The organism is Methylobacterium sp. UNC300MFChir4.1, from assembly GCF_900110155.1.
GTDB lineage: Bacteria > Pseudomonadota > Alphaproteobacteria > Rhizobiales > Beijerinckiaceae > Methylobacterium.
Genome location: NZ_FOCS01000022.1, coordinates 59,256 through 79,438, shown reverse-complemented (window position 1 = coordinate 79,438; position 20,183 = coordinate 59,256). Strand labels below are relative to the sequence as shown.

The following is a 20,183-nucleotide window of genomic DNA, read 5'->3' as shown; positions in this document are numbered from 1 at the left end:
CCGGGACGCGGGTCTCGAAGGAGGGCTCCAGGAATCACGGCGGCTTCTGGAGCCCTCCTTCGAGGCCTACGCTACGCTTCGGCACCTCAGGATGAGGGTGTGGGTGGGAACGAGCGACGCGTCATCACACCGGCCCCGTGCGCGATTCCGAAAAAACCGGCTCCGCCCGCTTCTCCAGCCAGCGGGCGATCCGCGCCGGATCGACCGCGTCGAGGGTCGGTGGGTTCCAGCGCGGGCTCTTGTCCTTGTCGATCACCGCGGCGCGGATGCCTTCGCGGAAATCGCCCTCCGCCAGCAGCGCCAGCGAGGCGTGGAACTCGCGCTCCAGGCAGGCTTCCAGGTTCGGCGCGCCGCGGCCGAGCCGCAGGAGGCACAGCGTCAGGACGAGGCTCGACGGCGCCTTGGTCAGGAGCGTCGCCCGGGTCGCGGCGGCGAAGTCCGAGCCGTCCGCCGCCAGGGCCGACAGGATCTCGTCCACCATGTCGAAGGCGAAGCAGCGGTCGATCACCGCCCGGTGCGCGGCGAGCGGTGCCGGCTCCGGATCACGGGCGAGCCGTGCGATCGCGTCCCGCACGCCCGCCTGCCCGGCATCCGGGTCGAGCGCCACGAGGGCGTCGATCAGGTCAGGCAGACCCGCGGAGGGCACCAGGGCGTCGGCCAGCCGGCAGAAGATCGCGTCGGCGGCGCCGACCGGCTCGCCGGTCAGGCCGAGATAGGTGCCGAGTTCCCCGGGCGCGCGCGGCAGCAGCCACGTTCCGCCGACATCCGGCAGGTAGCCGATGCCGGTCTCCGGCATGGCGACGCGGGAACGCTCGGTGACGATCCGGTGCGTGGCGTGGCCCGCGAGCCCGACACCCCCGCCCATGGTGATGCCGTCCATGACCGCCACGAAGGGCTTCTCGTAGGCCGCGATGCGCGCATCGAGCCTGTACTCGTCCCGCCAGAAGGTCTCGGCGAAGGCGGTGTCGGGGCTGTTGTAGAGGGAGCGCAGGTCGCCGCCGGCGCACAGGCCGCGCTCGCCCTCCCCGGTGAGCAGCACCGCGGCGATGCCCGGATCAGCCGAGAACCGGTCGAGCGCCCGGTCGATCTCGCCGACCATGCCGTGGGTCAGGGCATTGAGGGCCTTCGGCCGGTTGAGCCGCAGTCGGCCCAGGGCGCCGACCCGCTCGACGATCACGTCGCTCATCGGCGCCCCCCGGTCAGCCCGCGGGCGATGATCAGCCGCATGATCTCGTTGGTCCCCTCGAGGATCTGGTGCACGCGCAGGTCGCGGACGATCTTCTCCACGCCGTACTCGGCGAGGTAGCCGTAGCCGCCGTGAAGCTGGAGCGCCTGGTTGGCGACCTCGAAGGCCGCGTCGGTGACGTGGCGCTTGGCCATCGCGCAGAGCTGGGTCGCGGCCGGGTCCTTGGCGTCGAGCGCGGCGGCCGCGTGCCGCAGGAAGGTGCGCGACACCTCCAGGCTCGTCGCCATGTCGGCGAGCCGGAACTGCAGCGCCTGGAAGTCGGTGAGCCTCGCCCCGAAGGCGCGGCGGTCGCCCATGTAGGCGAGCGCCTTGTCGAGGGCCGCCTGCGCGCCGCCCAGCGAGCAGGCGGCGATGTTCAGCCGGCCGCCGTCGAGGCCGCTCATGGCGATCTTGAAGCCCTGGCCCTCGGCGCCGAGGCGGTTGCCCACCGGCACGCGGCATCCGTCGAAGCGCACCGCGCGGGTCGGCTGGGCGTTCCAGCCCATCTTGCGCTCGTCGGCCCCGAAGGACAGGCCGGGCGTGCCCTTCTCGACCACGATCGCGGAGATCCCCGCCGGGCCGGCCTCGCCGGTGCGGACCATGCAGACGTAGAGGTCGCTGGCGCCGGCGCCCGAGATGAACTGCTTCTCGCCGGAGAGCACGTAATGGTCGCCGTCCCGCTCGGCGCGGGTGCGGAGCGCCGCGGCGTCGGAGCCCGAGCCCGGCTCGGTGAGGCAGTAGCTGGCGATCCGCTCCATGCCCATGAGCGATGGCAGCCAGCGGCGGCGCTGATCCTCGTCGCCGTAGGCGTCGATCATCCAGGCGCACATGTTGTGGATCGACAGGAACGCCGCCACGGTCGGGCAGCCGGTGCTGAGCGCCTCGAAGATCAGCGTCGCGTCGAGGCGCGACAGGCCGGAACCGCCGACATCCTCGCGGACGTAGATGCCCGCCATGCCGAGGGCGGCCGCTTCCCGCAGGGTCTCGACCGGGAAGGTCTTGTCGCGGTCCCAGTCGAGGGCGTGCGGCGCGATGTGCTCGGCCGCGAAGCCGAGGGCCATCTCGCGGATCGCGGTCCGGTCCTCGTCGAGCCCGAAACTCATGGGCGTGGCTCCAAAGGTCCAAACGGGCGTTTTCCCCCTCTCCCTTGCGGGGAGGGTTCAGGGATGGGGGTGGTTCAGGCTCGAGCGTGCCGGTGCCTTCTGCACCACCCCCACCTCCGGCTCCTCCCCACAAGGGGGAGGAGAGAAAAAGCGGCGCTACCGCATCGTCGGGATGGAGAACTCCGCCCCGCTCTTGATGCCGCTCGGCCAGCGCTGCGTCACGGTCTTGGTCTTGGTGTAGAAGCGGATCGAGTCCGGCCCGTGCTGGTTCAGGTCGCCGAAGCCCGAGCGCTTCCAGCCGCCGAAGGTGTGGTAGGCGATCGGGACCGGGATCGGCACGTTCACGCCGACCATGCCGACGTTCACCCGGGCGGTGAAGTCGCGGGCCGCGTCGCCGTCCTGGGTGAAAATCGCGACGCCGTTGCCGTACTGGTGGGTCGAGGGCAGCGCCAAAGCCTCCTCGTAATCCTTGGCCCGCACCACCGAGAGCACCGGGCCGAAGATCTCTTCCTTGTAGATCGTCATGTCGGGCGTCACGCGGTCGAACAGCGAGCCGCCCATGTAGAAGCCGTTCTCGTAGCCCTGGAGCTTGAAGCCGCGGCCGTCGACGGCGAGTTGCGCGCCCTCGGCGACGCCCTTGTCGATGTAGCTCGCGACCTTCTGAACGGCCTCCCGGGTGACGAGCGGGCCGTAATCGGCCGAGCCGTCGTGCGAGGGACCGATCTTGAGCGACTCGACCCGCGGGACCAGCTTCTCCATCAGGCGGTCGGCGGTCTGCTCGCCCACCGGCACCGCCACCGAGATGGCCATGCAGCGCTCGCCGGCCGAGCCGTAGCCGGCGCCGATCAGCGCGTCGACCGCCTGGCCAATGTCGGCGTCCGGCATGATGATCATGTGGTTCTTGGCGCCGCCGAAGCACTGGGCGCGCTTGCCCGTCTCGGCGGCGCGCACGTAGATGTACTCGGCGATGTGCGAGGAGCCGACGAAGCCCACCGCCTTGATGTCCTCGTCGTCGAGGATCGCGTCGACCGCCTCCTTGTCGCCGTTGACGACGTTGAGGATGCCCGCCGGCAGGCCCGCCTCCAGGAAGATCTCGGCGATACGGATCGGCACGCTCGGGTCGCGCTCGGACGGCTTCAGGATGAAGGCGTTGCCGCAGGCGATGGCCGGGGCGCATTTCCACAGCGGGATCATGGCCGGGAAGTTGAACGGCGTGATGCCGGCGACGACGCCCAGCGGCTGGCGCAGGGAGTAGACGTCGATCCCGGGACCCGCCCCTTCCGTGTACTCGCCCTTGAGCAGGTGCGGGATGCCGCAGGCGAACTCCACGACCTCGACGCCGCGCTGGATGTCGCCCTTGGCGTCCGGCACGGTCTTGCCGTGCTCGGAGGCCAGCAGCTCGGCCAGCGAATCGTTCTCGCCGCGGATGAGCTCGAGGAAGCGCATCATCACGCGGGCGCGCTTCTGCGGATTGGTCGCCGCCCAGGCCGGCTGGGCCGCTGCGGCGTTCTCGACGGCGGCGCGCATCTCGGCCTTGCTGGCGAGCGCGACCTTGGCCTGCACCTCGCCGGTCGAGGGGTGGAACACGTCGGCGAACCGCCCGCTCTCGCCGCCGACGTTCCGGCCGCCGATGTAATGCCCGATCGTGCGCATGCGCGCCTCCCTGTGATGGTGCGTTCGATTTTGGCGCACCCTATCAGGATCGCTTGAGCGATAAAGCCGGATGCGCTTACAGCCGTCGTGCATCGATGCACAGCGAGGGTGCGATCATGGCCAGGACGGGGCCCAACTGGGACGACCTCCGCTTCTTCCTCGCCGTGGCGCGGACCGGAACGCTGAGCGCCGCCGGAACCCGAACCGGCACCGAGCACACCACCGTCGGGCGCCGGATCCGCGCCCTGGAGGAAGGGCTCGGCGCCCGGCTGTTCCACCGCAGCAACCTCGGCTACGCCCTCACCGAGGACGGCGCGAACCTGCTCGGCGTCGCCGAGGCCATGGAGAGCGCGTTCCTGTCGGCGAGCGCCGCCACGGAGGCCGCCCAGGCGGTCTCCGGCACGGTGCGGATCGGCGCGCCGGACGGGTTCGGCAGCGTGTTCCTGGCCCCCCGGATGCACCGGCTCACCGCGCGCCATCCGGGGCTGGAGGTGGAGATCATGGCGACCGCCCGGATCTTCAGCCTGTCGAAGCGCGAGGCCGACATCGTCATCAGCCTGTCCGGCCCGCAGCAGGCGCGGGTGGTGGCGCGCCGGCTGACCGATTACCGGCTGCTCGTCTACGCGGCCGAATCCTACCTCGCCGGGACCGGACCGATCGCGGAGGTCGGAGATCTCTCGGGGCATCCCTTCGTCGGCTACATCGAGGACATGCTGTTCACGCGCGAGCTGAACTATCTCGGCGCCCTGGGCCCGCCGGTCTCGGCGCGGCTGCGCTCCACGAACCTCCTGGCCCAGGTCCACGCGACGCTCGGCGGCGCCGGCCTCTGCGTGCTGCCGGCCTTCATCGCGGCGGCCCATCCGGGGCTCGTGCCGGTGCTGCCCGGGGCGGTGTCCCTGACCCGCTCGTTCCACATGCACATCCACGAGGATCACCGGAAGGCCGCCCATATCCGCGCCGTGGCGGGCTTCATCGCGGGCGAGGTGGAGGCCGCCGCCGCGCTCTTCGCCGGGCCGGCAGTGTAAGCACCGGCAGTTTCGCCCGGCGGGCGCAGGTCCTAAGATCGTCGTTCCGGCGCACCAGCAGAGGCGCCGGGTGGGAGAAGCAAGAGTATGGTCGCCTCGATCGCCCTGCCCCGGCTGATGCGCGTCGGCGCCGGCGCCTCGCGGCTCCTGCCGGAGGTGCTCGGCCAGCTCGGCCTGTCGCGGCCCTTCGTAGTCACCGATCCCTATCTCGCCGGCAGCGGCCGCACCGACACGCTGCTCGAGCGCCTCACCAAGGCGGGCGCGAAGGCCACGATCTTCTCCGAGACCGTGCCGGACCCGACCGTGGCGTCCGTGGAGGCGGCGCTGGCGGCCCTCCAGGCGGGCGATTTCGACTGCGTGGTCGGCTTCGGCGGCGGCAGCCCGATGGACACCGCCAAGGCGGTGGCGGTGCTCGCCCGCCACGGCGGCCACATGCGCGACTACAAGGCGCCGCGCCAGCAGGACGAGCCCGGCCTGCCGATCGTGGCGATCCCGACCACCGCCGGCACCGGCTCGGAGGCGACCCGCTTCACCATCGTGACCGACGAGGCCTCGGACGAGAAGATGCTCTGCATCGGCCTCGCCTACCTGCCGGTGGCGGCCCTGGTCGATTACGAGCTGACGCTCACCAAGCCGAAGCGGCTCACCGCCGATACCGGCATCGACGCCCTGACCCACGCGATCGAAGCCTACGTCTCGCGCAAGTCGAACCTGTTCTCGGACGGGCTGGCGCTGCAGGCAATGCGGTTGATCGCCCCGAACCTGCGCCGGGTCTGGACCGATCCGGGCGACCGGGCGGCCCGCGAGGCGATGATGCTCGGCGCGACCCAGGCCGGCATCGCGTTCTCGAACGCCTCCGTGGCGCTCGTCCACGGCATGAGCCGGCCGATCGGCGCCCATTTCCACGTGGCCCACGGGCTCTCGAACGCGATGCTGCTGCCGGCGGTCACGGCCTTCTCGGCCCCGGCCGCGATCGACCGCTACGCCGCCTGCGCCCGCGCCATGAAGATCGCCGGCCCGGACACCGACGACCGCTCGGCGGTGTCGGCCCTGGTGACCGAGCTCGAGGCGCTGAACGACGACCTCGACGTGCCGGGACCGCGGGAATACGGCATCGACCCGGCCCGCTGGGAGGCGCTGCTGCCCACCATGGCGGCCCAGGCGCTGGCCTCCGGCTCCCCCGCCAACAACCCGGTGGAGCCCAGCGCCGACGAGATCGTGGCCCTGTACCGGCGCGTCTGGGCGGGGTGATACCCTCTCGGAGTAGAGCACATCCTGAGACGGGACATTCGACCCGCCGCCGTCTGTGCGAGCGGAGCGAAGCAATCCAGGGACGCGCCGCCCCGGGTCGCTGCGCTGCGCTCGCGATGACGGGGTGAGACCTACTTCGCCGCCGTCAGCGGGCAGCCGCTCTCGGCCGGAGAGGCGAAGGCCTCCTTGCCGGGGATCGTCGAGATCAGCTTGTAGAGGTCCCACGGACCCTTCGACTCGGCCGGCTTCTTGACCTCGAACAGGTACATGTCGTGGACCATGCGGCCGTTCGGCTGCACGATCCCGCCATGGGCGAAGACGTCGTCTACCGGCAGCTCCTTGAGCTTGGCGTTGACCGCGTCGGTCTCGTCGGTGCCGGCCGCCTTAACGGCCTTCAGGTAGGACAGGACCGCCGAGTAGGTGCCGGCCTGGATCATGTTGGGCATCCGGCCGGTGCGCTTCATGTAGCGCTGGCCGAAGGCGCGGGTCTCGTCGTTGGCGTCCCAGTACCAGCCCTCGGTGAGCGTCAGGCCCTGGGCGACCTTGAGGCCGAGCCCGTGCACCTCCGAGAGGGTGAAGAGCAGCGCCGCGAGCTTCTGGCCGCCCTCGACGATGCCGTACTCGGCCGCCTGCTTGATCGCGTTCGAGGTGTCGAGGCCGGCATTGGCGAGCCCGATCACCTTGGCCTTCGAGCCCTGCGCCTGGAGCAGGAACGACGAGAAGTCCTGGTTCGAGAGCGGGTGCCGGACGCTGCCCAGCACCTTGCCGCCGTTGGCGAGCACGACCTTGCTGGTGTCGGCCTCCAGCGCCGAGCCGAAGGCGTAGTCGGCGGTGAGGAAGAACCACGTGTTGCCGCCCGCCCGGGTCAGCGCGCCGCCGGTGCCCACCGCCAGCGCCCGCGTGTCGAACGCCCAATGGTAGCCGTAGGGCGAGCACGCCTTGCCGGTGAGGTCGCTGGTCGCGGCCCCGGTGGTGATGGTGATCTTCTTCTTCTCCTTGGACAGGCCCTGGACCGCCAGCGCCACCGAGGAGGTGGTCAGCTCCATGATCGCGTCGACATTGTCGCGGTCGTACCATTGCCGGGCGATCGCCGAGGCGATGTCGGGCTTGTTCTGGTGGTCGGCCGTGAGGATCTCGATCGGCACGCTGCCGATCTTGCCGCCCATGTCCTCCACCGCCATCCGGGCGGCCTCGACCGAGCCCTGGCCGCCGTACTCGGCGTAGAGGCCGGACTGGTCGTTGAGGACGCCGATCCGTATGGCGTTGTCCGAGAAGCTTCCCTGCGCGGCCGCCGGAGCGGAGCCGAGCGCGGTCCCCGCGAGAGCGGCCGCCATCACCGCGCCGCCGATTGTCCTGATCATGTCTCCCCCCGGTTCGCCCGAGTGCCCGCTTCTGAGGCGGTTCCGGCGGCACGATAGGGGACGACCCGGCGCCGCGCCACGGCCGGGGTCGGGCGGGAGCTGAAGGATTCCGCGGATTGTGACGCGGTTCCGATCGACCCGTTTCCGGACCGGCGACAACGGCAGAGGTTATAATACCTTAACCATAATTACACGAATCCCCGCGCAGGTTCCCGTCATGGACGGCAATCCGGCCGTCTCCGGCGCGTGGCGATGCGATGAACCCAGCCCGTTTCGCCGTCCTCGGAATCGCCCTCGCGGCGGGCACCGGGGCGGCCTTCCTGATGAGCGGCGGCGATCCGCCACCGCCGCCACCGCCGCCGACGGCCGAGGCGCCGCCGCAGCCGACGACCGACGTGCTCGTGGCCGCCATCGACATGCCCATGGGCCAGGTGCTCCGGGCCGCGGACCTGCGCTGGCAGCCCTGGCCGGACGGCGCCGTGGCCAACGGCTACATGACCCGCAAGATCAACCCCAAGGCCCTCGAGGAGACCGTCGGTGCGTCCGTGCGCTCGGGCTTCCTGACGGGCGAGCCGATCCGCGCGCAGAAGCTGGTGCGCCCGGAGAGCGGGTTCATGGCGGCGATCCTGCCGCCCGGCATGCGCGCGGTCGCCATCGTCACCGACAGCCGCGGAACCAACTCGGCCGGCGGCTTCATCCTGCCGAACGACCGTGTCGACGTGATCCGCACCTTCCGCGACGAGTCCAATTCGCGGGCCAACAACAGCGACGTGCAGCTCTCCCAGACGATCCTCACCGACATCCGCGTCCTGGCGATCGGTCAGCTGGTTCAGGAGAAGAACGGCACCAACGTCGTCACCGGCGAGACCGCGACGCTGGCCGTGACGCCCGCACAGGCCGAGACCCTGGCGCTCGCCCAGAAGGTCGGCGCCCTGACGCTCTCCCTGCGCAGCCTCGCCGATGCCGGGCTGCCGCCGGAAGCCGTACCGCTGGCCGACGCGTCCGCCGCGCAGATGCCCGAACCCGCCCTGACCGTGGTGCGCTTCGGCGTCGCGCGGCAGCAGACGCCGTGACCGCCATGACCGCTTCGCTGTCCCTCACGCGCCCGACGCGGCGCCCCGACCGCGGCCCGCGCCGTTGCTCGGCCGGCGCCCTCGCGCTGCTCGTCGCCCTGACCGGGCCGGCCTCTTCCCAGGACCGCCAGACCTTCGGCCCGGCGCCGATCCTCACGGTCGGAGCCGCGGAAGCGAGCTCGACCCGGCGGGTCGAGCTGACCGCGGGCCGGTCCGTCATCGTCGACCTGCCGCGGGACGCCAAGGAGGTGTTCGTGGCCAACCCCGCGGTGGCCAACGCCGTGGTCCGCTCGACCCGCAAGGTCTTCGTGATCGGCATGGCGGACGGCGCGACCTCGATCTTCATCATGGATGCCGAGGGCCGCCAGATTGCCGCCCTCGACGTGACGGTGGCGCGGGACCTGAACCTCGGGACCCTGCGCGAGCTGCTCAACCAGAGCATCCCGGGCGGACGCTTCGACGTGCGCTCCTCGGGCGCCTCGGTGCTCCTGTCGGGAGCGGTCAACTCCTCGGCGGACGCGCAGCAGGCGATCGACATCGCCAACGCCTTCGTGGGCCTTGGCGGCGCCGGGGCCGCGGGAGCGGCGGGCGCGGCCAGCGGTGGCGTCGCCGCCGGCTCGCGGGGCGCGGTGATCAACAACCTCACGATCCGCAACAAGGACCAGGTGATGCTCCGCGTCACCGTGGTGGAGGTGTCCCGCAACGTCCTGAAGCAGTTCGGGATCAACATGGCCGGCAACTGGTCGGCTCTGAACCCGGTCGGAAACCTGGGGCAGACGCTCGTGAACGGCGGCACCGCGGCGGCCACGCAGGTCCCGGCGTACATCCCGAATGTTATCACCAACAACCTGCCCTTCCCGATCAACACGAACACGCCGACCGGGAATCTGGTCCAGGCCTCCGTGCAGGGGGGCGGCTTCTCGCTCCAGGCGACCCTGAAGGCGTTCGAGCAGGCCGGCGTCTCGCGCATCCTGGCGGAGCCAACGCTGACCGCCATCTCGGGCGAGGCCGCCAAGTTCCTGGCCGGCGGCGAGTTCGCGGTGCCGGCCTCGGCAACCTGCGCCGTCGGCGGCGTCTGCTCGCCCGGCATCACATACAAGCCCTACGGCGTCGCCCTGTCGTTCACACCGACGGTGCTGGCCGACAACCGGATCTCGATCCGCGTCGCCACGGACGTGACCGAGATCGATACGCAGCAGAGCTTCAACTATGTGATCGGCAACACCTCGGTCGCAGTGCCGGGCACCCGGGTGCGCCGCTCCGAGACCACCGTCGAGCTGCCCTCCGGCGGTGTGATGATGACCGCCGGCCTAATCCAGCAGTTCAACAAGCAGGCGATCGCCGGCCTGCCCGGCCTGATCAACCTCCCGATCCTCGGCGCGCTGTTCCGCTCCCGCGACTACCAGCGCCAGGAGACCGAGCTGATGATCATGTGCACGCCCTACATCGCCCGGCCGATGGAGGCGAAGCAGGTCAGCCGGCCCGACGACAACTTCGTCGACTCAAGCGACGGCCAAGCCGTGCTGCTCGGCCAGATCAACCGGATCTACGGCAAGGTCGCCCCGCCCGGCGCGGCCGCCGCGGCGCCGCTCGGCCGCACCTACCGCGGCCGCGTCGGCTTCATCGTCGAGTAGCGCTCCGCCGCGCCTCCCAGGATCGGACCCATGACCGGACCCACGACCGGACGTCACCCGCCCGCACTGCCGCGCCGCGCCGCGAGCGTGCTCGCCGCCTGCGCGCTCTCCGCCCTCGCGGCGGCCTGCAAGACCGATCCCGTCACGACCGGCGGCATCGACGTCACGGATTACCGCGCGCGCCACCCGATCGTGCTGACCGACGGGCCCCGCAGCCTCGACGTGTTCCCGACCGGCACGGGCCATCTGGACCCGCGCCAGGCGACCGATGTCGACGCCTTCATGCTGGAGTACCGGCGCTACGGCCGCGGAACCCTTCTGATGCAGGTGCCCCAGGGCGTCCCGCCCGACCAGGTCGCCGCCGTGCAGCGGACGGCCTCGGTTCTCGGCCGGCTCGGCACGCAGAACGGCGTCAACGCCCGCGAGATCGCCGTCAGCGGCTACGCGGTGGCGGCGCCGACCCTCGCCGCCCCGATCCGGCTGAGCTTCCAGCGCATGCAGGCCAAGGTGGCCGACGCCTGCGGCCTCTGGCCTCAGGACCTCGGGGCCGGCAATTTCGCGACCGACTACAACAACCGGCCGAGCTGGAACCTGGGCTGCGCCATGCAGTCCAACGTCGCCGCGCAGGTCGCCGACCCGGTCGACCTCGTGCGCGGACGGCCCGAGGGCCGCATCGACACGGTCAAGCGGGTCCGGGACATTGGCCAGTTGCGGGACGGCAAGGATCCGTCAACCACATGGCGGCAAGATGGTCAGACCGCCGTGAAGGCCCAGGTCACGAACTGAGACAGTCGGCGCCGGGGATGGGCAGCCCCGCCGCCGATCGCAACGCCGCACCCCGCACGCGAACCCGAAAGCGCCGTCATGGCAGAGCTGTCCGAGACAACCGAGCGCACGATCGCCCCGGTGCCCCGGATCACCATCCAGGCCTTCTGCGAGACCGGCGAGACCGCGGTGATGATCGAGGGCGCGGCCCTCGACCGGCGCATGCAGAAGGCGCAGGTCAAGGTCCGGATGGGCGGCGGGGCCGCGGCGATCGAAGCGTACCGGCACGCGCCGACGCCCAACGTCATCGTCCTCGAGATCCAGGGCGCGCGCTCGCGGCCGATCGAGTGCCTCGACGCCCTGGCCGAGGTCTGCGACGAGGGGACCCGCGTCCTGGTGATCGGTCACGTCAACGACGTGATGCTTTACCGCCAGCTGATCCAGCGCGGGGTGTCCGATTACCTGATGGCGCCGGTCGAGCCCCTGACGCTCATCGCGGCGATCTCCGACCTGTTCACGGCCCCGGGCGTCAAGCCGGTGGGCCGGACCGTGGCGGTCTACGGCGTCAAGGGCGGCATCGGCGCCTCGACCGTGGCGCATAATTTCGCGTGGTCGGTGGCCCGGGGCCAGGGCGTCCAGACGGTGATCGCCGATCTCGACATCGCCTTCGGCACCGCCTCGCTCAACTTCAACCAGGACCCGCCCCAGGGCATCGCCGAGGCGGTGTTCGCCCCCGAGCGGCTGGACTCCGCCCTGGTCGAGCGGCTGCTGTCCAAGTGCAGCGACAACCTGAGCCTGCTCTCGGCCCCGGCGAGCCTCGACCGGACCATCGACCTGTCCGAGCCGGCCTTCGACACCCTGATCGAGCACATGCGGGCGAGCGTCCCGTGCGTGGTCCTCGACATCCCCCACCAGTGGAACGCGTGGACGAAGCGCGTCCTGACGGCGGCCGACGAGATCCTGATCGTGACCGGGCCCGACCTCGCCTGCCTGCGCAACGCCAAGAACCTCCTCGGCGCGCTGAAGCACGGTCGCCCGAACGACCAGCCGCCCCGCATCGTGCTGAACGGCGTCGGCGTGCCCAAGCGCCCCGAGATCGGCACCGCCGAGTTCGCCAAGGCCCTGGAGGCGCCGGTGGCCCTGACGATCCCGTTCGAGCCGACCCTGTTCGGCACGGCCGCCAACAACGGCCAGATGATCGCCGAGATCCAGGCGGGCTCGAAGGTGGCGGAGCTGTTCAACGACCTGGCGGCCATGACCCTCGGACGTCCCGAGAGCCGGCGGGGCCGTCCGAGCCTGCTGGAGCCGCTGCTCGCCAAGCTTTCCGGCCGCAAGGCATCCTGATGCGGACGCGATCCCTCACCCGGCCGGTGCCGCGGGTCAGCGTCGGGGCTCTGACCCATGTTCGGTAGGCGACAGTCCGGCGGCGCGTCGGCGCCGCCCCCGCCGATGCCGCAGATGCGGACCCCGGCCCCGGCCACGCCGGTGCTGCGCGACGCGCCGGCGCCCGCGCCGGCCCAGCGCCCGGCGCCGGCGGCCCCGGTCGTCGTCGAGACCGCGCGCTCGGAGGATTACTACCGCACCAAGAGCCTGATCTTCGGCGCCCTGATCGAGGCGATCGACCTGACGCAGCTCTCGCGCCTCGACGCCGAGACCGCGCGCGAGGAGATCCGCGACATCGTCACGGAGATCATCGGGCTCAAGAACATCGTCCTGTCGATCTCCGAGCAGGAGGAACTGCTCGACGACATCTGCAACGACGTGCTGGGCTACGGCCCGCTGGAGCCGCTGCTCGCCCGCGACGACATCGCCGACATCATGGTCAACGGCGCCCACCGGACCTTCATCGAGGTCAACGGCAAGATCCAGCTGACCAGCGTGCGGTTCCGCGACAACCAGCAGCTGATGAACATCTGCCAGCGCATCGTCAGCCAGGTCGGCCGGCGCGTCGACGACGCCTCGCCGATCTGCGACGCGCGCCTGCCGGACGGGTCCCGCGTCAACGTCATCGCGCCGCCGCTCGCCATCGACGGCCCGGCGCTCACGATCCGCAAGTTCAAGAAGGACAAGCTCACCCTGGAGCAACTCGTGCGCTTCGGGGCGATCTCGCCGGAGGGCGCCGAGGTCCTCAAGATCATCGGCCAGTCGCGCTGCAACGTGGTCATTTCGGGCGGCACGGGCTCGGGCAAGACCACGCTGCTCAACTGCCTCACCGCCTTCATCGAGCACGACGAGCGGGTCATCACTTGCGAGGACGCGGCCGAGCTGCAGCTCCAGCAGCCGCACGTCGTGCGCCTGGAGACACGGCCGCCCAACATGGAGGGCCAGGGCCAGGTCACCATGCGCGACCTCGTGAAGAACTGCCTGCGCATGCGCCCGGAACGGATCATCGTCGGCGAGGTGCGCGGACCGGAGGCCTTCGATCTGCTCCAGGCGATGAACACCGGCCACGACGGCTCGATGGGCACGCTCCACGCCAACAGCCCGCGCGAGTGCCTGTCGCGTATCGAATCGATGATCTCGATGGGCGGCTTCACCCTGCCGTCGCGGACCCTGCGCGAGATGATCTGCGGCTCGATCGACGTCGTGATCCAGGCGATGCGTCTGCGCGACGGCTCCCGGCGCATCACCCACATCACCGAGGTGCTCGGCATGGAGGGCGACGTCATCACCACCCAAGACGTGTTCCTCTACGACATCGTCGGCGAGGACGCGAACGGCAAGCTGATCGGGCGTCACCGCTCCACCGGCGTCGGCCGGCCGAAATTCTGGGAGCGCGCCCGCTACTACGGCCTCGAACAGCGGCTCGGCGAGGCGCTCGACGCCGCCGAGGTCGTCGACCGGAACTGAGCCGATGGCGGACGCCTCCAACCTGCCGATCGCCGCCGGCCTCGCCGGCATCGCGGTGGCCGCCATCGCCTACGTGGCGGTCCTGCCCCTGCTCGGCGGCGAGCGCCGGGCCACCAAGCGCCTGAAGACGATCAGCGTCTCCGCCTCGGGGGCGGCGACCCGGGGCGTCGCCGTCAACCGGCGCGAGCAGGTCGCCAAGACGCTGAGCGAGATCGAGGCGAAGGCCAAGGGCGCCTCGAAGGCCAGCGTGGAATTGAAGCTCGCCCGCGCCGGCCTCGGCTGGACGAAGCAGACCTTCTACGGGGTCTCGGCCCTGAGCGGAGTCGTCTTCGGGCTCCTGCTCTTTGTCATCACCGACAACGCCCTGGCGGCGCTCGGCGCCGCCTTCGCGGGCGGCTTCGGCCTGCCGGCCTACCTGCTGCGCCACCTGCGGCTCAAGCGCATCGCGAAGTTCAACAAGGAGCTGCCCAACGCCGTCGACGTGGTGGTCCGCGGCATCCGCACCGGCATCCCGGTGGGCGACTGCTTCCGCATGGTCTCGCGCGAGGCAGAGGAGCCGGTGCGCAGCGAGTTCCGGACCGTGGTGGAGACGCAGGCGATGGGCCTGTCCCTCGGCGAGGCCTGCACGCGGCTGTTCGAGCGCGTGCCCACCGCCGAGGTGAACTTCTTCGCCATCGTGATCAACATCCAGCAGCAGTCGGGCGGTAACCTCTCCGAGGCGCTGAACAACCTCTCCACGGTGCTGCGCGACCGCGCCAAGATGCGCGGCAAGGTCCAGGCGATGAGCATGGAGGCCAAGGCCTCGGCCTCGATCATCGCCTGCCTGCCCTTCGCGGTGGCGGGCATCACCGCGCTCACCAGCCCCGACTACATCTCGCTGCTCTGGACAACCGACACGGGCAAGATCGCCCTGGTCGGCGCGGCGATCTGGATGTCCATCGGCATCTTCACCATCAAGAAGATGATCGCCTTCGAGTTCTAGGCGCGGTGCGCCGTCTGCCGGATCCCGCCCGATGATCGACGCCATCGCCGAGAAGCTGTTCGATCCCCGCTTCATGGGCACGCTGCTGACCGCCGTCGCGGCGGCCGCGACCGCCTACGCGGTGGCGCAGCCCTTCCTGGAGACCGACCGCCTCGGCAAGCGGATGAAGCTCGTCAGCGACGAGCGCGAGCAGATCCGGCGTCGCGAGCGGCTGAGCGCGGAGCGGACCGGAAGCCGGGCGACGCTGCGCACGGAGCCGAAGGCCTACATGAAGTCGGTCGTCGAGAAGTACCAGCTGCGCCGCTGGCTCGGCACGGACACGGCCAAGCGCAAGCTGATGCAGGCAGGGTACCGCGGCCAGGGGGCGGAGACCGCTTTCCTGTTCTTCCGCCTCGTCGTGCCGGTCGCGGCGGTGATCGCGGCCCTGTTCTACCTGTTCGTGCTGGAGGTGCTCGACGCCTCGTACCTCATGCGGTTCGGGCTGGTGATCGGCGCGGCCTACATGGGCATCAAGGCGCCCGAGCTGTTCCTGGTGAACACCGCCAAGAAGCGCCAGACCGAGATCCGCAAGGCGTGGCCGGACGCCCTAGACCTCACGCTGATCTGCGTCGAATCCGGCATGGCGATCGAGAACGCGTTCCGGAAGGTGAGCACCGAGATCGCCACGTCCTCGGTCGTGCTGGCCGAGGAGCTCGCGCTGATGACCGCCGAGATGTCGTTCCTGCCCGACCGGCGTCAGGCCTACGAGAACCTCGTGATGCGCACCGGCCTCGAGCCGGTGAAGTCCGTGGCGACGGCGCTGATCCAGGCCGAGCGGTACGGCACGCCGGTCGGTCAGGCGCTGCGGGTTCTGAGCCAGGAGAGCCGCGACATGCGCATGAACGAGGCCGAGAAGAAGGCGGCCGGTCTGCCGCCGAAGCTCACCGTGCCGATGATCCTGTTCTTCCTGCCCGTGCTGTTCGTCGTCATCATCACCCCGGCGGTCATCCAGATCATGCGGACGCAGTGACGGCCGGGATGGCGCAAGGAGAGGCTCAGCGGATGCGGCCGGGGCGGGTCGGCTCGAACACGATGCGGCGGTGGTAGGCGCACCAGCTCTTGCCGTCGGACACGGGGGCGCCGCAGCAGACGGCGCGGTCGTTCGGCTCGCCGATGATGTACTTGCACACGAAGGCGCCGGACTGCGCGAAGGGCACGCGCAGGTCGGCCGACGGCTCCTCGACGGTCTCGGCGTCGCCGATCTGGGACATGCGGACGAGTTGATTCATGGTGTCGATCGGCTCAATAAGCATCCTGCACGGTGGGTCGGGCGCCCGGGCAGACGGGGAAGGTTTGAACGCATCTCGTTCAGGCGACGTCCCCGTATCGCGTCCGCGAGCGGAACGTCCGGGGCGGCCAACACGATGCCGGCCGGACGGCCGACGCGATTGGCGTCATCATGGTGTCGTAACTGGGGTTACGGCTCTTTAAAACAAGACCAGCCTGCGCTGGATGCATCGGACCACGGTGCGGGATGCGTAGCTCATCCGATCCGGCGCGCGCTCAATTGGCATTGGCGCGGCTGACGAATCCGCCCGAACGCCGCCGTCCCGCGATGGCCCGGGCGTGCAACGCCGGGCGACCTGTGGTTCTGTCAGCCCGCAACGCGAACAGAGCCGGATCCGCCGACCATGGCCCAAGCGCCCCTCGTGTCACCCGAATGGCTGCACGACCGCCTCGCGGCCCCCGACATCGTCGTGCTCGACGCCTCCTGGTACCTGCCCGCAGCGGGCCGCGATCCCGAGGCCGAGTTCCGCACCGCCCACATACCCGGCGCCCGCCGCTTCGATCTCGACGCCATGAGCGACACCGAGTCGAACCTGCCGCACATGCTGCCACGGCCCGAGGTGTTCGCGGCGCGGATGCGCGCGCTCGGCGTCGGCGACGGCATGCAGATCGTCGTCTACGACGGGCAGGGGCTGTTCTCCGCCCCGCGGGTCTGGTGGATGCTCAAGGCCTTCGGCGTGCGCGACGCGCTGGTGCTGGACGGCGGCCTGCCGGCCTGGGTGGCGGCGGGCTACCCGACCGAGGAGGGCGACCCGCGCCAGCCCGAGCGGCGGCACTTCACCGCCCGCTTCGACCACGGCGCCGTGGCGGACGCGGACGACGTCGCCCGCGCCTTGGACAGCGGCTCGGCGCAGGTCGTCGACGCCCGCTCGGGGACGCGGTTCCGCGGCGAGGAGCCGGAGCCCCGCCCCGGCGTCCGGCCGGGGCACATGCCCGGCGCGCGCAACCTGCACTACGCGGCCCTCCAGCGCGACGGCCGGATGAAGAGCCCCGAGGAGTTGAAGACGGTCTTCGCCGAGAACGGCGTCGATCCGGACCTGCCGATCGTGACCACCTGCGGCTCCGGCGTGACCGCTGCGATCATCGCGCTGGCGCTGGAGACCATGGGCCGCCCGGCGCGGGGGCTCTACGACGGCTCCTGGTCGGAATGGGGCGCCGACCCGGCCCGGGCGGTGGCGACGGGCGCGCCGTAGCGCGCGGCGATCGGACGCCGCGGAGGCGGGCGACGTCGATGCCCGCCGCCCGCCGGCCCGTCGCAACTAGGCCGGCCGCACCGCGCGGCGCTTGTCGGCGGCGCTCCACTGCATCAGGCCGACCATCACCGCGATGGTGGCGACGTAGACCAGCCCCTGGAGGGCGGTCGGCCGGTCGGTGTAGCCGACCAGGGCGTGCAGGACGCGGCCCGGCCAGGAATTCTCGGCGATCACGCCGGAGCTGTTCCAGAGGGTGTATCCGAGAACCTCGACCACCCCGGCATTCGCCAGGAACTGCGCCGCCTGCGCGGCGAGGCCGGCCGCGAGGAAGATGATCAGGACGCTGGTCACCGAGAAGACGTAGCGGCTCGGAATCGAGGCGAGCCCGAGATAGGTCACCGCCGAGAGGAGCGCTCCGGCGCCGATGCCGGCGACCGCACCGAACTGGATGTCGGCGCCCGAGGTGCCCGAGGCCACGAGGCCGTAGAGGAACAGGACCAGCTCGGCCCCCTCGCGCAGGATCGCGGCGCCGATCACGATCGACAGGGCCGCCGCCTCCCGCTCGCCCGAGCGCACCGCCGCGCCGGCGGCGCGCAGTTCGCCCGCCAGCTCCTTGCCGTGCTTGCTCATCCAGGTGTTGTGCCAGATCAGCAGCAGCACCGCGACGATCAGGACCGCGGCGTTCAGGATGTCCTGCCCGCTGCCCTCGAACGCGTCCGAGATCTTCTCGGCGAACAGCGCCACCAGAGCGGCGCCCGCGAGGCCGCCGGCGATGCCGAGCAGGACCCAGCGCATCCGGCCCGGGATGCCGCGGGTGGCGGCCAGCACGATGGAGATGATGAGGCCCGCCTCGATGACTTCGCGGAAGGCGATGACGAAGGCGCCGATCATGGCGGTCTCCAGGGTTTGTGAGGTCGTGTGACGCGGCGCGCGCGGACCGCGCGCTACCAGATCCAGAACAGGAGCACCCAGTTGGCCACCGAGAGGGCGGCCGCCCCGGCGATGCAGGCCGAGGCCGCCACCCGGCGGAGGCCGCCGGCGGCGAGACCCGCCACCCGCCAGGCCAGCCAGACGCTCCACAGGCTGGCGCCGGCGAGCAGGCCCGCGCGGATCTCCGCCACGTAGGGGATCACGATGCCGTCGCCGCGCAGGAACGTCACGGTGAGCGCGGACAGACCCAGGAACACGCCGCAGCCCGCGACCGGGATCAGCGTCTGGGTCAGGTGGTGGAAGCGCCGGAGCGACCAGCCGCCGAGGCTCAGGGTCGCAAGCGCCACGATCCCCGACAGAGCGAGCCCGAGGACGATCGTCGCGGCGCCGATGTAGGCCAGCAGCAGCCCGCCGTCGAGGAGCGTCATGACGTCGTTGCGGTCGGGGTAGTTCGTCAGCACGAACCAGGGCGCCGAGTGCTCCAGGGGCCACGTCGTCCCGCGCTCGATGAGCCACGTAGCCGCCCATTGCTTGGCATCGACGAACCAGGGGCTCGAGGACCACTGGAAGGCGCCCACCGCCAACGCCAGCATGCCGAACAGGATCAGCATGGTCTGGTCGAGGCTGGGCTCCGCGCCGGCCACGTGGACGATCTCGTGGTTGGGCGAGCGCAAGGCGAGGCGCACGGCGCCGCGGTGGCCGCTGCAGCGGCCGCACATGTGGCAGGCGCCCGCGCCGCGCATGGTCCTGACCGGCACGAGGGGCGCGCAGTTGAAGGACTCGGTGCCGCCGACGGGCTTGGGCGAGTCCGCCCAGGCGGCGCGGTCGACCTGGAAGCTCACCGGCGCGAGCTTCGACAGCACCGCGAAGACGCCGTTGACCGGGCAGAGGTAGCGGCACCAGACGCGCTTGTTGCGCCCATACAGCAGCCCGACCACGATCGCCGCCAGGGTCGAGCCGCCGAGCACCGCGAGGACCGGCTTCGGGTAGCCGTACACGCTGGTCATCTGCCCGTAGACGGTGGTTCCGGCGAAGGCCACGAACGGCCAGCCCTGCCAGGTGATCCAGCGCGGCACGGCGTAGCCGCGGCTCCACCGGCTCGCGAACTCGCTGAGGGCCCCCTCTGGGCAGAGCACGCCGCACCAGGCCCGGCCGACCAGCACCATGCTGACCAGCACGAATGGCCACCAGATCCCCCAGAAGGCGAACTGCGCGGCGAGCGTCAGGTTGGTCCAGATGTGGGCGGCGTTGTCGGGCAGCGGCAGCAGGGCCGGCACGATCACCAGCACCGCGTAGACGGCGACGATCAGCCACTGCACGGACCGGATGATCCAGCCGTACCGGCGCAGCGCGTCGCCGAACCGGGCGAGCCGCGCGTCGACCGCGGAGCGGCGCGGCGTGACGTCGGCGAGGGCCAGGGAGCCGGGCGCTGTCGTGAACGCGCTCATTTGGCCACCAGGGTCGCCTTCGCTTCCGGGTGGAAATCGTCGAACACTTGGTAGGTGCCGGCATCGAGGGTGCGGAACACGATCGCCGAGGTCGAGCCAGCGGCCAGCGCCTTCTCGCGGCGCAGCTCCGTGCTCTCGAACTCCACCGGCGTCTGGCCGGTGTTCGAGATCTCGAGCTTGAACCGGGTGTTGGCCGGAACCTCGATCACCGTCGGGATGATCACGCCGTCGCGCATCTCCACCTTGATGACCGGCATGTCGTCGGCGCGCGCGGGCGCGGAGGCCGACGCGGCGGCGACCAGCAGCAGCGGGATGGCTCGGACGAGGGAGCGCGGCAGGCGGGACACGGTCAGCTCCGGCACTC

At 70.9% G+C, this 20,183-nt stretch carries 17 protein-coding genes and 1 pseudogene; 10 read left to right on the top strand and 8 right to left on the bottom strand.

The features are described from left to right. Positions 1 to 124 precede the first annotated feature (124 nt). From BMY19_RS24045 to BMY19_RS24035, 3 genes are all read right to left on the bottom strand, one after another. Entirely contained in the window at positions 125 to 1,186 is a 1,062-nt protein-coding gene (locus tag BMY19_RS24045; RefSeq protein WP_091682986.1) for an enoyl-CoA hydratase/isomerase family protein, read from the bottom strand. Then, positions 1,183 to 2,328, bottom strand: coding sequence for an isobutyryl-CoA dehydrogenase (locus tag BMY19_RS24040; protein WP_091682987.1), 1,146 nt, complete (start codon positions 2,326 to 2,328; stop codon positions 1,183 to 1,185). The genes BMY19_RS24045 and BMY19_RS24040 overlap by 4 nt, the downstream gene beginning before the upstream one ends. A 156-nt stretch (positions 2,329 to 2,484) precedes the next feature. Further along, the gene (locus BMY19_RS24035) at positions 2,485 to 3,981 is read right to left on the bottom strand and encodes a CoA-acylating methylmalonate-semialdehyde dehydrogenase (protein WP_100253177.1); all 1,497 of its coding nucleotides are present in this window, start codon (positions 3,979 to 3,981) and stop codon (positions 2,485 to 2,487) included. Between the two features lie 116 nt (positions 3,982 to 4,097). On the opposite strand from BMY19_RS24035, the gene BMY19_RS24030 reads away from it, so the two are divergent. Then, positions 4,098 to 5,006 carry a LysR family transcriptional regulator gene (locus BMY19_RS24030; RefSeq protein WP_244491912.1) on the top strand — a complete coding sequence of 303 codons (909 nt, stop codon included), beginning with the start codon at positions 4,098 to 4,100 and terminating at the stop codon, positions 5,004 to 5,006. 87 nt (positions 5,007 to 5,093) lie between these two features. After that, positions 5,094 to 6,257, top strand: coding sequence for an iron-containing alcohol dehydrogenase (locus BMY19_RS24025; protein ID WP_091980830.1), 1,164 nt, complete (start codon positions 5,094 to 5,096; stop codon positions 6,255 to 6,257). A 131-nt stretch (positions 6,258 to 6,388) separates the two neighbouring features. On the opposite strand, the gene BMY19_RS24020 is transcribed toward BMY19_RS24025, so the two are convergent. Next, positions 6,389 to 7,594: an ABC transporter substrate-binding protein gene (locus BMY19_RS24020; protein WP_170855253.1), complete on the bottom strand. Its 1,206-nt coding sequence runs from the start codon at positions 7,592 to 7,594 to the stop codon at positions 6,389 to 6,391. A gap of 281 nt (positions 7,595 to 7,875) precedes the next feature. On the opposite strand from BMY19_RS24020, the gene cpaB reads away from it, so the two are divergent. The 7 genes from cpaB to BMY19_RS23985 all read left to right on the top strand — a co-directional run bounded on the left by cpaB (position 7,876) and on the right by BMY19_RS23985 (position 15,931). Next, positions 7,876 to 8,691, top strand: coding sequence for a Flp pilus assembly protein CpaB (gene cpaB / locus BMY19_RS24015; RefSeq protein WP_020095649.1), 816 nt, complete (start codon positions 7,876 to 7,878; stop codon positions 8,689 to 8,691). 5 nt (positions 8,692 to 8,696) lie between these two features. Next, on the top strand, positions 8,697 to 10,325 hold the full coding sequence (locus tag BMY19_RS24010) for a type II and III secretion system protein family protein (protein WP_020095648.1): 1,629 nt from the start codon (positions 8,697 to 8,699) through the stop codon (positions 10,323 to 10,325). Between the two features lie 30 nt (positions 10,326 to 10,355). Continuing rightward, positions 10,356 to 11,111, top strand: a complete 756-nt coding sequence (locus BMY19_RS24005; protein WP_170863029.1) for a CpaD family pilus assembly protein — start codon at positions 10,356 to 10,358, stop codon at positions 11,109 to 11,111. Between the two features lie 78 nt (positions 11,112 to 11,189). After that, positions 11,190 to 12,434 carry a CpaE/TadZ family protein gene (locus BMY19_RS24000; protein ID WP_100253176.1) on the top strand — a complete coding sequence of 415 codons (1,245 nt, stop codon included), beginning with the start codon at positions 11,190 to 11,192 and terminating at the stop codon, positions 12,432 to 12,434. Between the two features lie 114 nt (positions 12,435 to 12,548). Then, entirely contained in the window at positions 12,549 to 13,940 is a 1,392-nt protein-coding gene (locus BMY19_RS23995) for a TadA family conjugal transfer-associated ATPase (protein ID WP_020095645.1), read from the top strand. Between the two features lie 4 nt (positions 13,941 to 13,944). Next, positions 13,945 to 14,922 carry a type II secretion system F family protein gene (locus BMY19_RS23990; protein ID WP_020095644.1) on the top strand — a complete coding sequence of 326 codons (978 nt, stop codon included), beginning with the start codon at positions 13,945 to 13,947 and terminating at the stop codon, positions 14,920 to 14,922. Positions 14,923 to 14,953: 31 nt separating this feature from the next. After that, entirely contained in the window at positions 14,954 to 15,931 is a 978-nt protein-coding gene (locus tag BMY19_RS23985) for a type II secretion system F family protein (RefSeq protein ID WP_020095643.1), read from the top strand. 25 nt (positions 15,932 to 15,956) lie between these two features. Here the strand turns inward: BMY19_RS23985 and BMY19_RS23980 are convergent. Next, positions 15,957 to 16,268, bottom strand: a pseudogene (locus BMY19_RS23980) (GcrA family cell cycle regulator); the annotation flags it as partial. 324 nt (positions 16,269 to 16,592) lie between these two features. On the opposite strand from BMY19_RS23980, the gene sseA reads away from it, so the two are divergent. Continuing rightward, positions 16,593 to 17,441 (top strand): 3-mercaptopyruvate sulfurtransferase, encoded by an 849-nt coding sequence (gene sseA / locus BMY19_RS23975; RefSeq protein ID WP_100253175.1) that lies wholly within the window; start codon positions 16,593 to 16,595, stop codon positions 17,439 to 17,441. A gap of 66 nt (positions 17,442 to 17,507) precedes the next feature. On the opposite strand, the gene BMY19_RS23970 is transcribed toward sseA, so the two are convergent. The 3 genes from BMY19_RS23970 to BMY19_RS23960 are packed head-to-tail and all read right to left on the bottom strand — an operon-like array spanning position 17,508 to position 20,166. After that, the gene (locus tag BMY19_RS23970; protein ID WP_042672594.1) at positions 17,508 to 18,332 is read right to left on the bottom strand and encodes an FTR1 family iron permease; all 825 of its coding nucleotides are present in this window, start codon (positions 18,330 to 18,332) and stop codon (positions 17,508 to 17,510) included. Positions 18,333 to 18,385: 53 nt separating this feature from the next. Continuing rightward, entirely contained in the window at positions 18,386 to 19,819 is a 1,434-nt protein-coding gene (locus BMY19_RS23965) for a 4Fe-4S binding protein (RefSeq protein WP_100253174.1), read from the bottom strand. Further along, a complete protein-coding gene (locus BMY19_RS23960) occupies positions 19,816 to 20,166 on the bottom strand; it encodes a cupredoxin domain-containing protein (protein ID WP_026605320.1) in 351 nt (116 codons plus the stop codon). Before BMY19_RS23960 ends, BMY19_RS23965 begins: the two co-directional genes overlap by 4 nt. Between the last annotated feature and the right edge of the window lie 17 nt (positions 20,167 to 20,183).

Excerpts from the sequence above, each read along its gene's own strand:
- BMY19_RS24045 (WP_091682986.1), bottom strand. The coding sequence starts at position 1,186 with ATGAGCGACGTGATCGTCGAGCGGGTCGGCGCCCTGGGCCGACTGCGG.
- BMY19_RS24040 (WP_091682987.1), bottom strand. The coding sequence starts at position 2,328 with ATGAGTTTCGGGCTCGACGAGGACCGGACCGCGATCCGCGAGATGGCC.
- BMY19_RS24035 (WP_100253177.1), bottom strand. The coding sequence starts at position 3,981 with ATGCGCACGATCGGGCATTACATCGGCGGCCGGAACGTCGGCGGCGAG.
- BMY19_RS24030 (WP_244491912.1), top strand. The coding sequence starts at position 4,098 with ATGGCCAGGACGGGGCCCAACTGGGACGACCTCCGCTTCTTCCTCGCC.
- BMY19_RS24025 (WP_091980830.1), top strand. The coding sequence starts at position 5,094 with ATGGTCGCCTCGATCGCCCTGCCCCGGCTGATGCGCGTCGGCGCCGGC.
- cpaB (WP_020095649.1), top strand. The coding sequence starts at position 7,876 with ATGAACCCAGCCCGTTTCGCCGTCCTCGGAATCGCCCTCGCGGCGGGC.
- BMY19_RS24010 (WP_020095648.1), top strand. The coding sequence starts at position 8,697 with ATGACCGCTTCGCTGTCCCTCACGCGCCCGACGCGGCGCCCCGACCGC.
- BMY19_RS24005 (WP_170863029.1), top strand. The coding sequence starts at position 10,356 with ATGACCGGACCCACGACCGGACGTCACCCGCCCGCACTGCCGCGCCGC.
- BMY19_RS24000 (WP_100253176.1), top strand. The coding sequence starts at position 11,190 with ATGGCAGAGCTGTCCGAGACAACCGAGCGCACGATCGCCCCGGTGCCC.
- BMY19_RS23995 (WP_020095645.1), top strand. The coding sequence starts at position 12,549 with ATGCGGACCCCGGCCCCGGCCACGCCGGTGCTGCGCGACGCGCCGGCG.
- BMY19_RS23990 (WP_020095644.1), top strand. The coding sequence starts at position 13,945 with ATGGCGGACGCCTCCAACCTGCCGATCGCCGCCGGCCTCGCCGGCATC.
- BMY19_RS23985 (WP_020095643.1), top strand. The coding sequence starts at position 14,954 with ATGATCGACGCCATCGCCGAGAAGCTGTTCGATCCCCGCTTCATGGGC.
- sseA (WP_100253175.1), top strand. The coding sequence starts at position 16,593 with ATGGCCCAAGCGCCCCTCGTGTCACCCGAATGGCTGCACGACCGCCTC.
- BMY19_RS23970 (WP_042672594.1), bottom strand. The coding sequence starts at position 18,332 with ATGATCGGCGCCTTCGTCATCGCCTTCCGCGAAGTCATCGAGGCGGGC.
- BMY19_RS23965 (WP_100253174.1), bottom strand. The coding sequence starts at position 19,819 with ATGAGCGCGTTCACGACAGCGCCCGGCTCCCTGGCCCTCGCCGACGTC.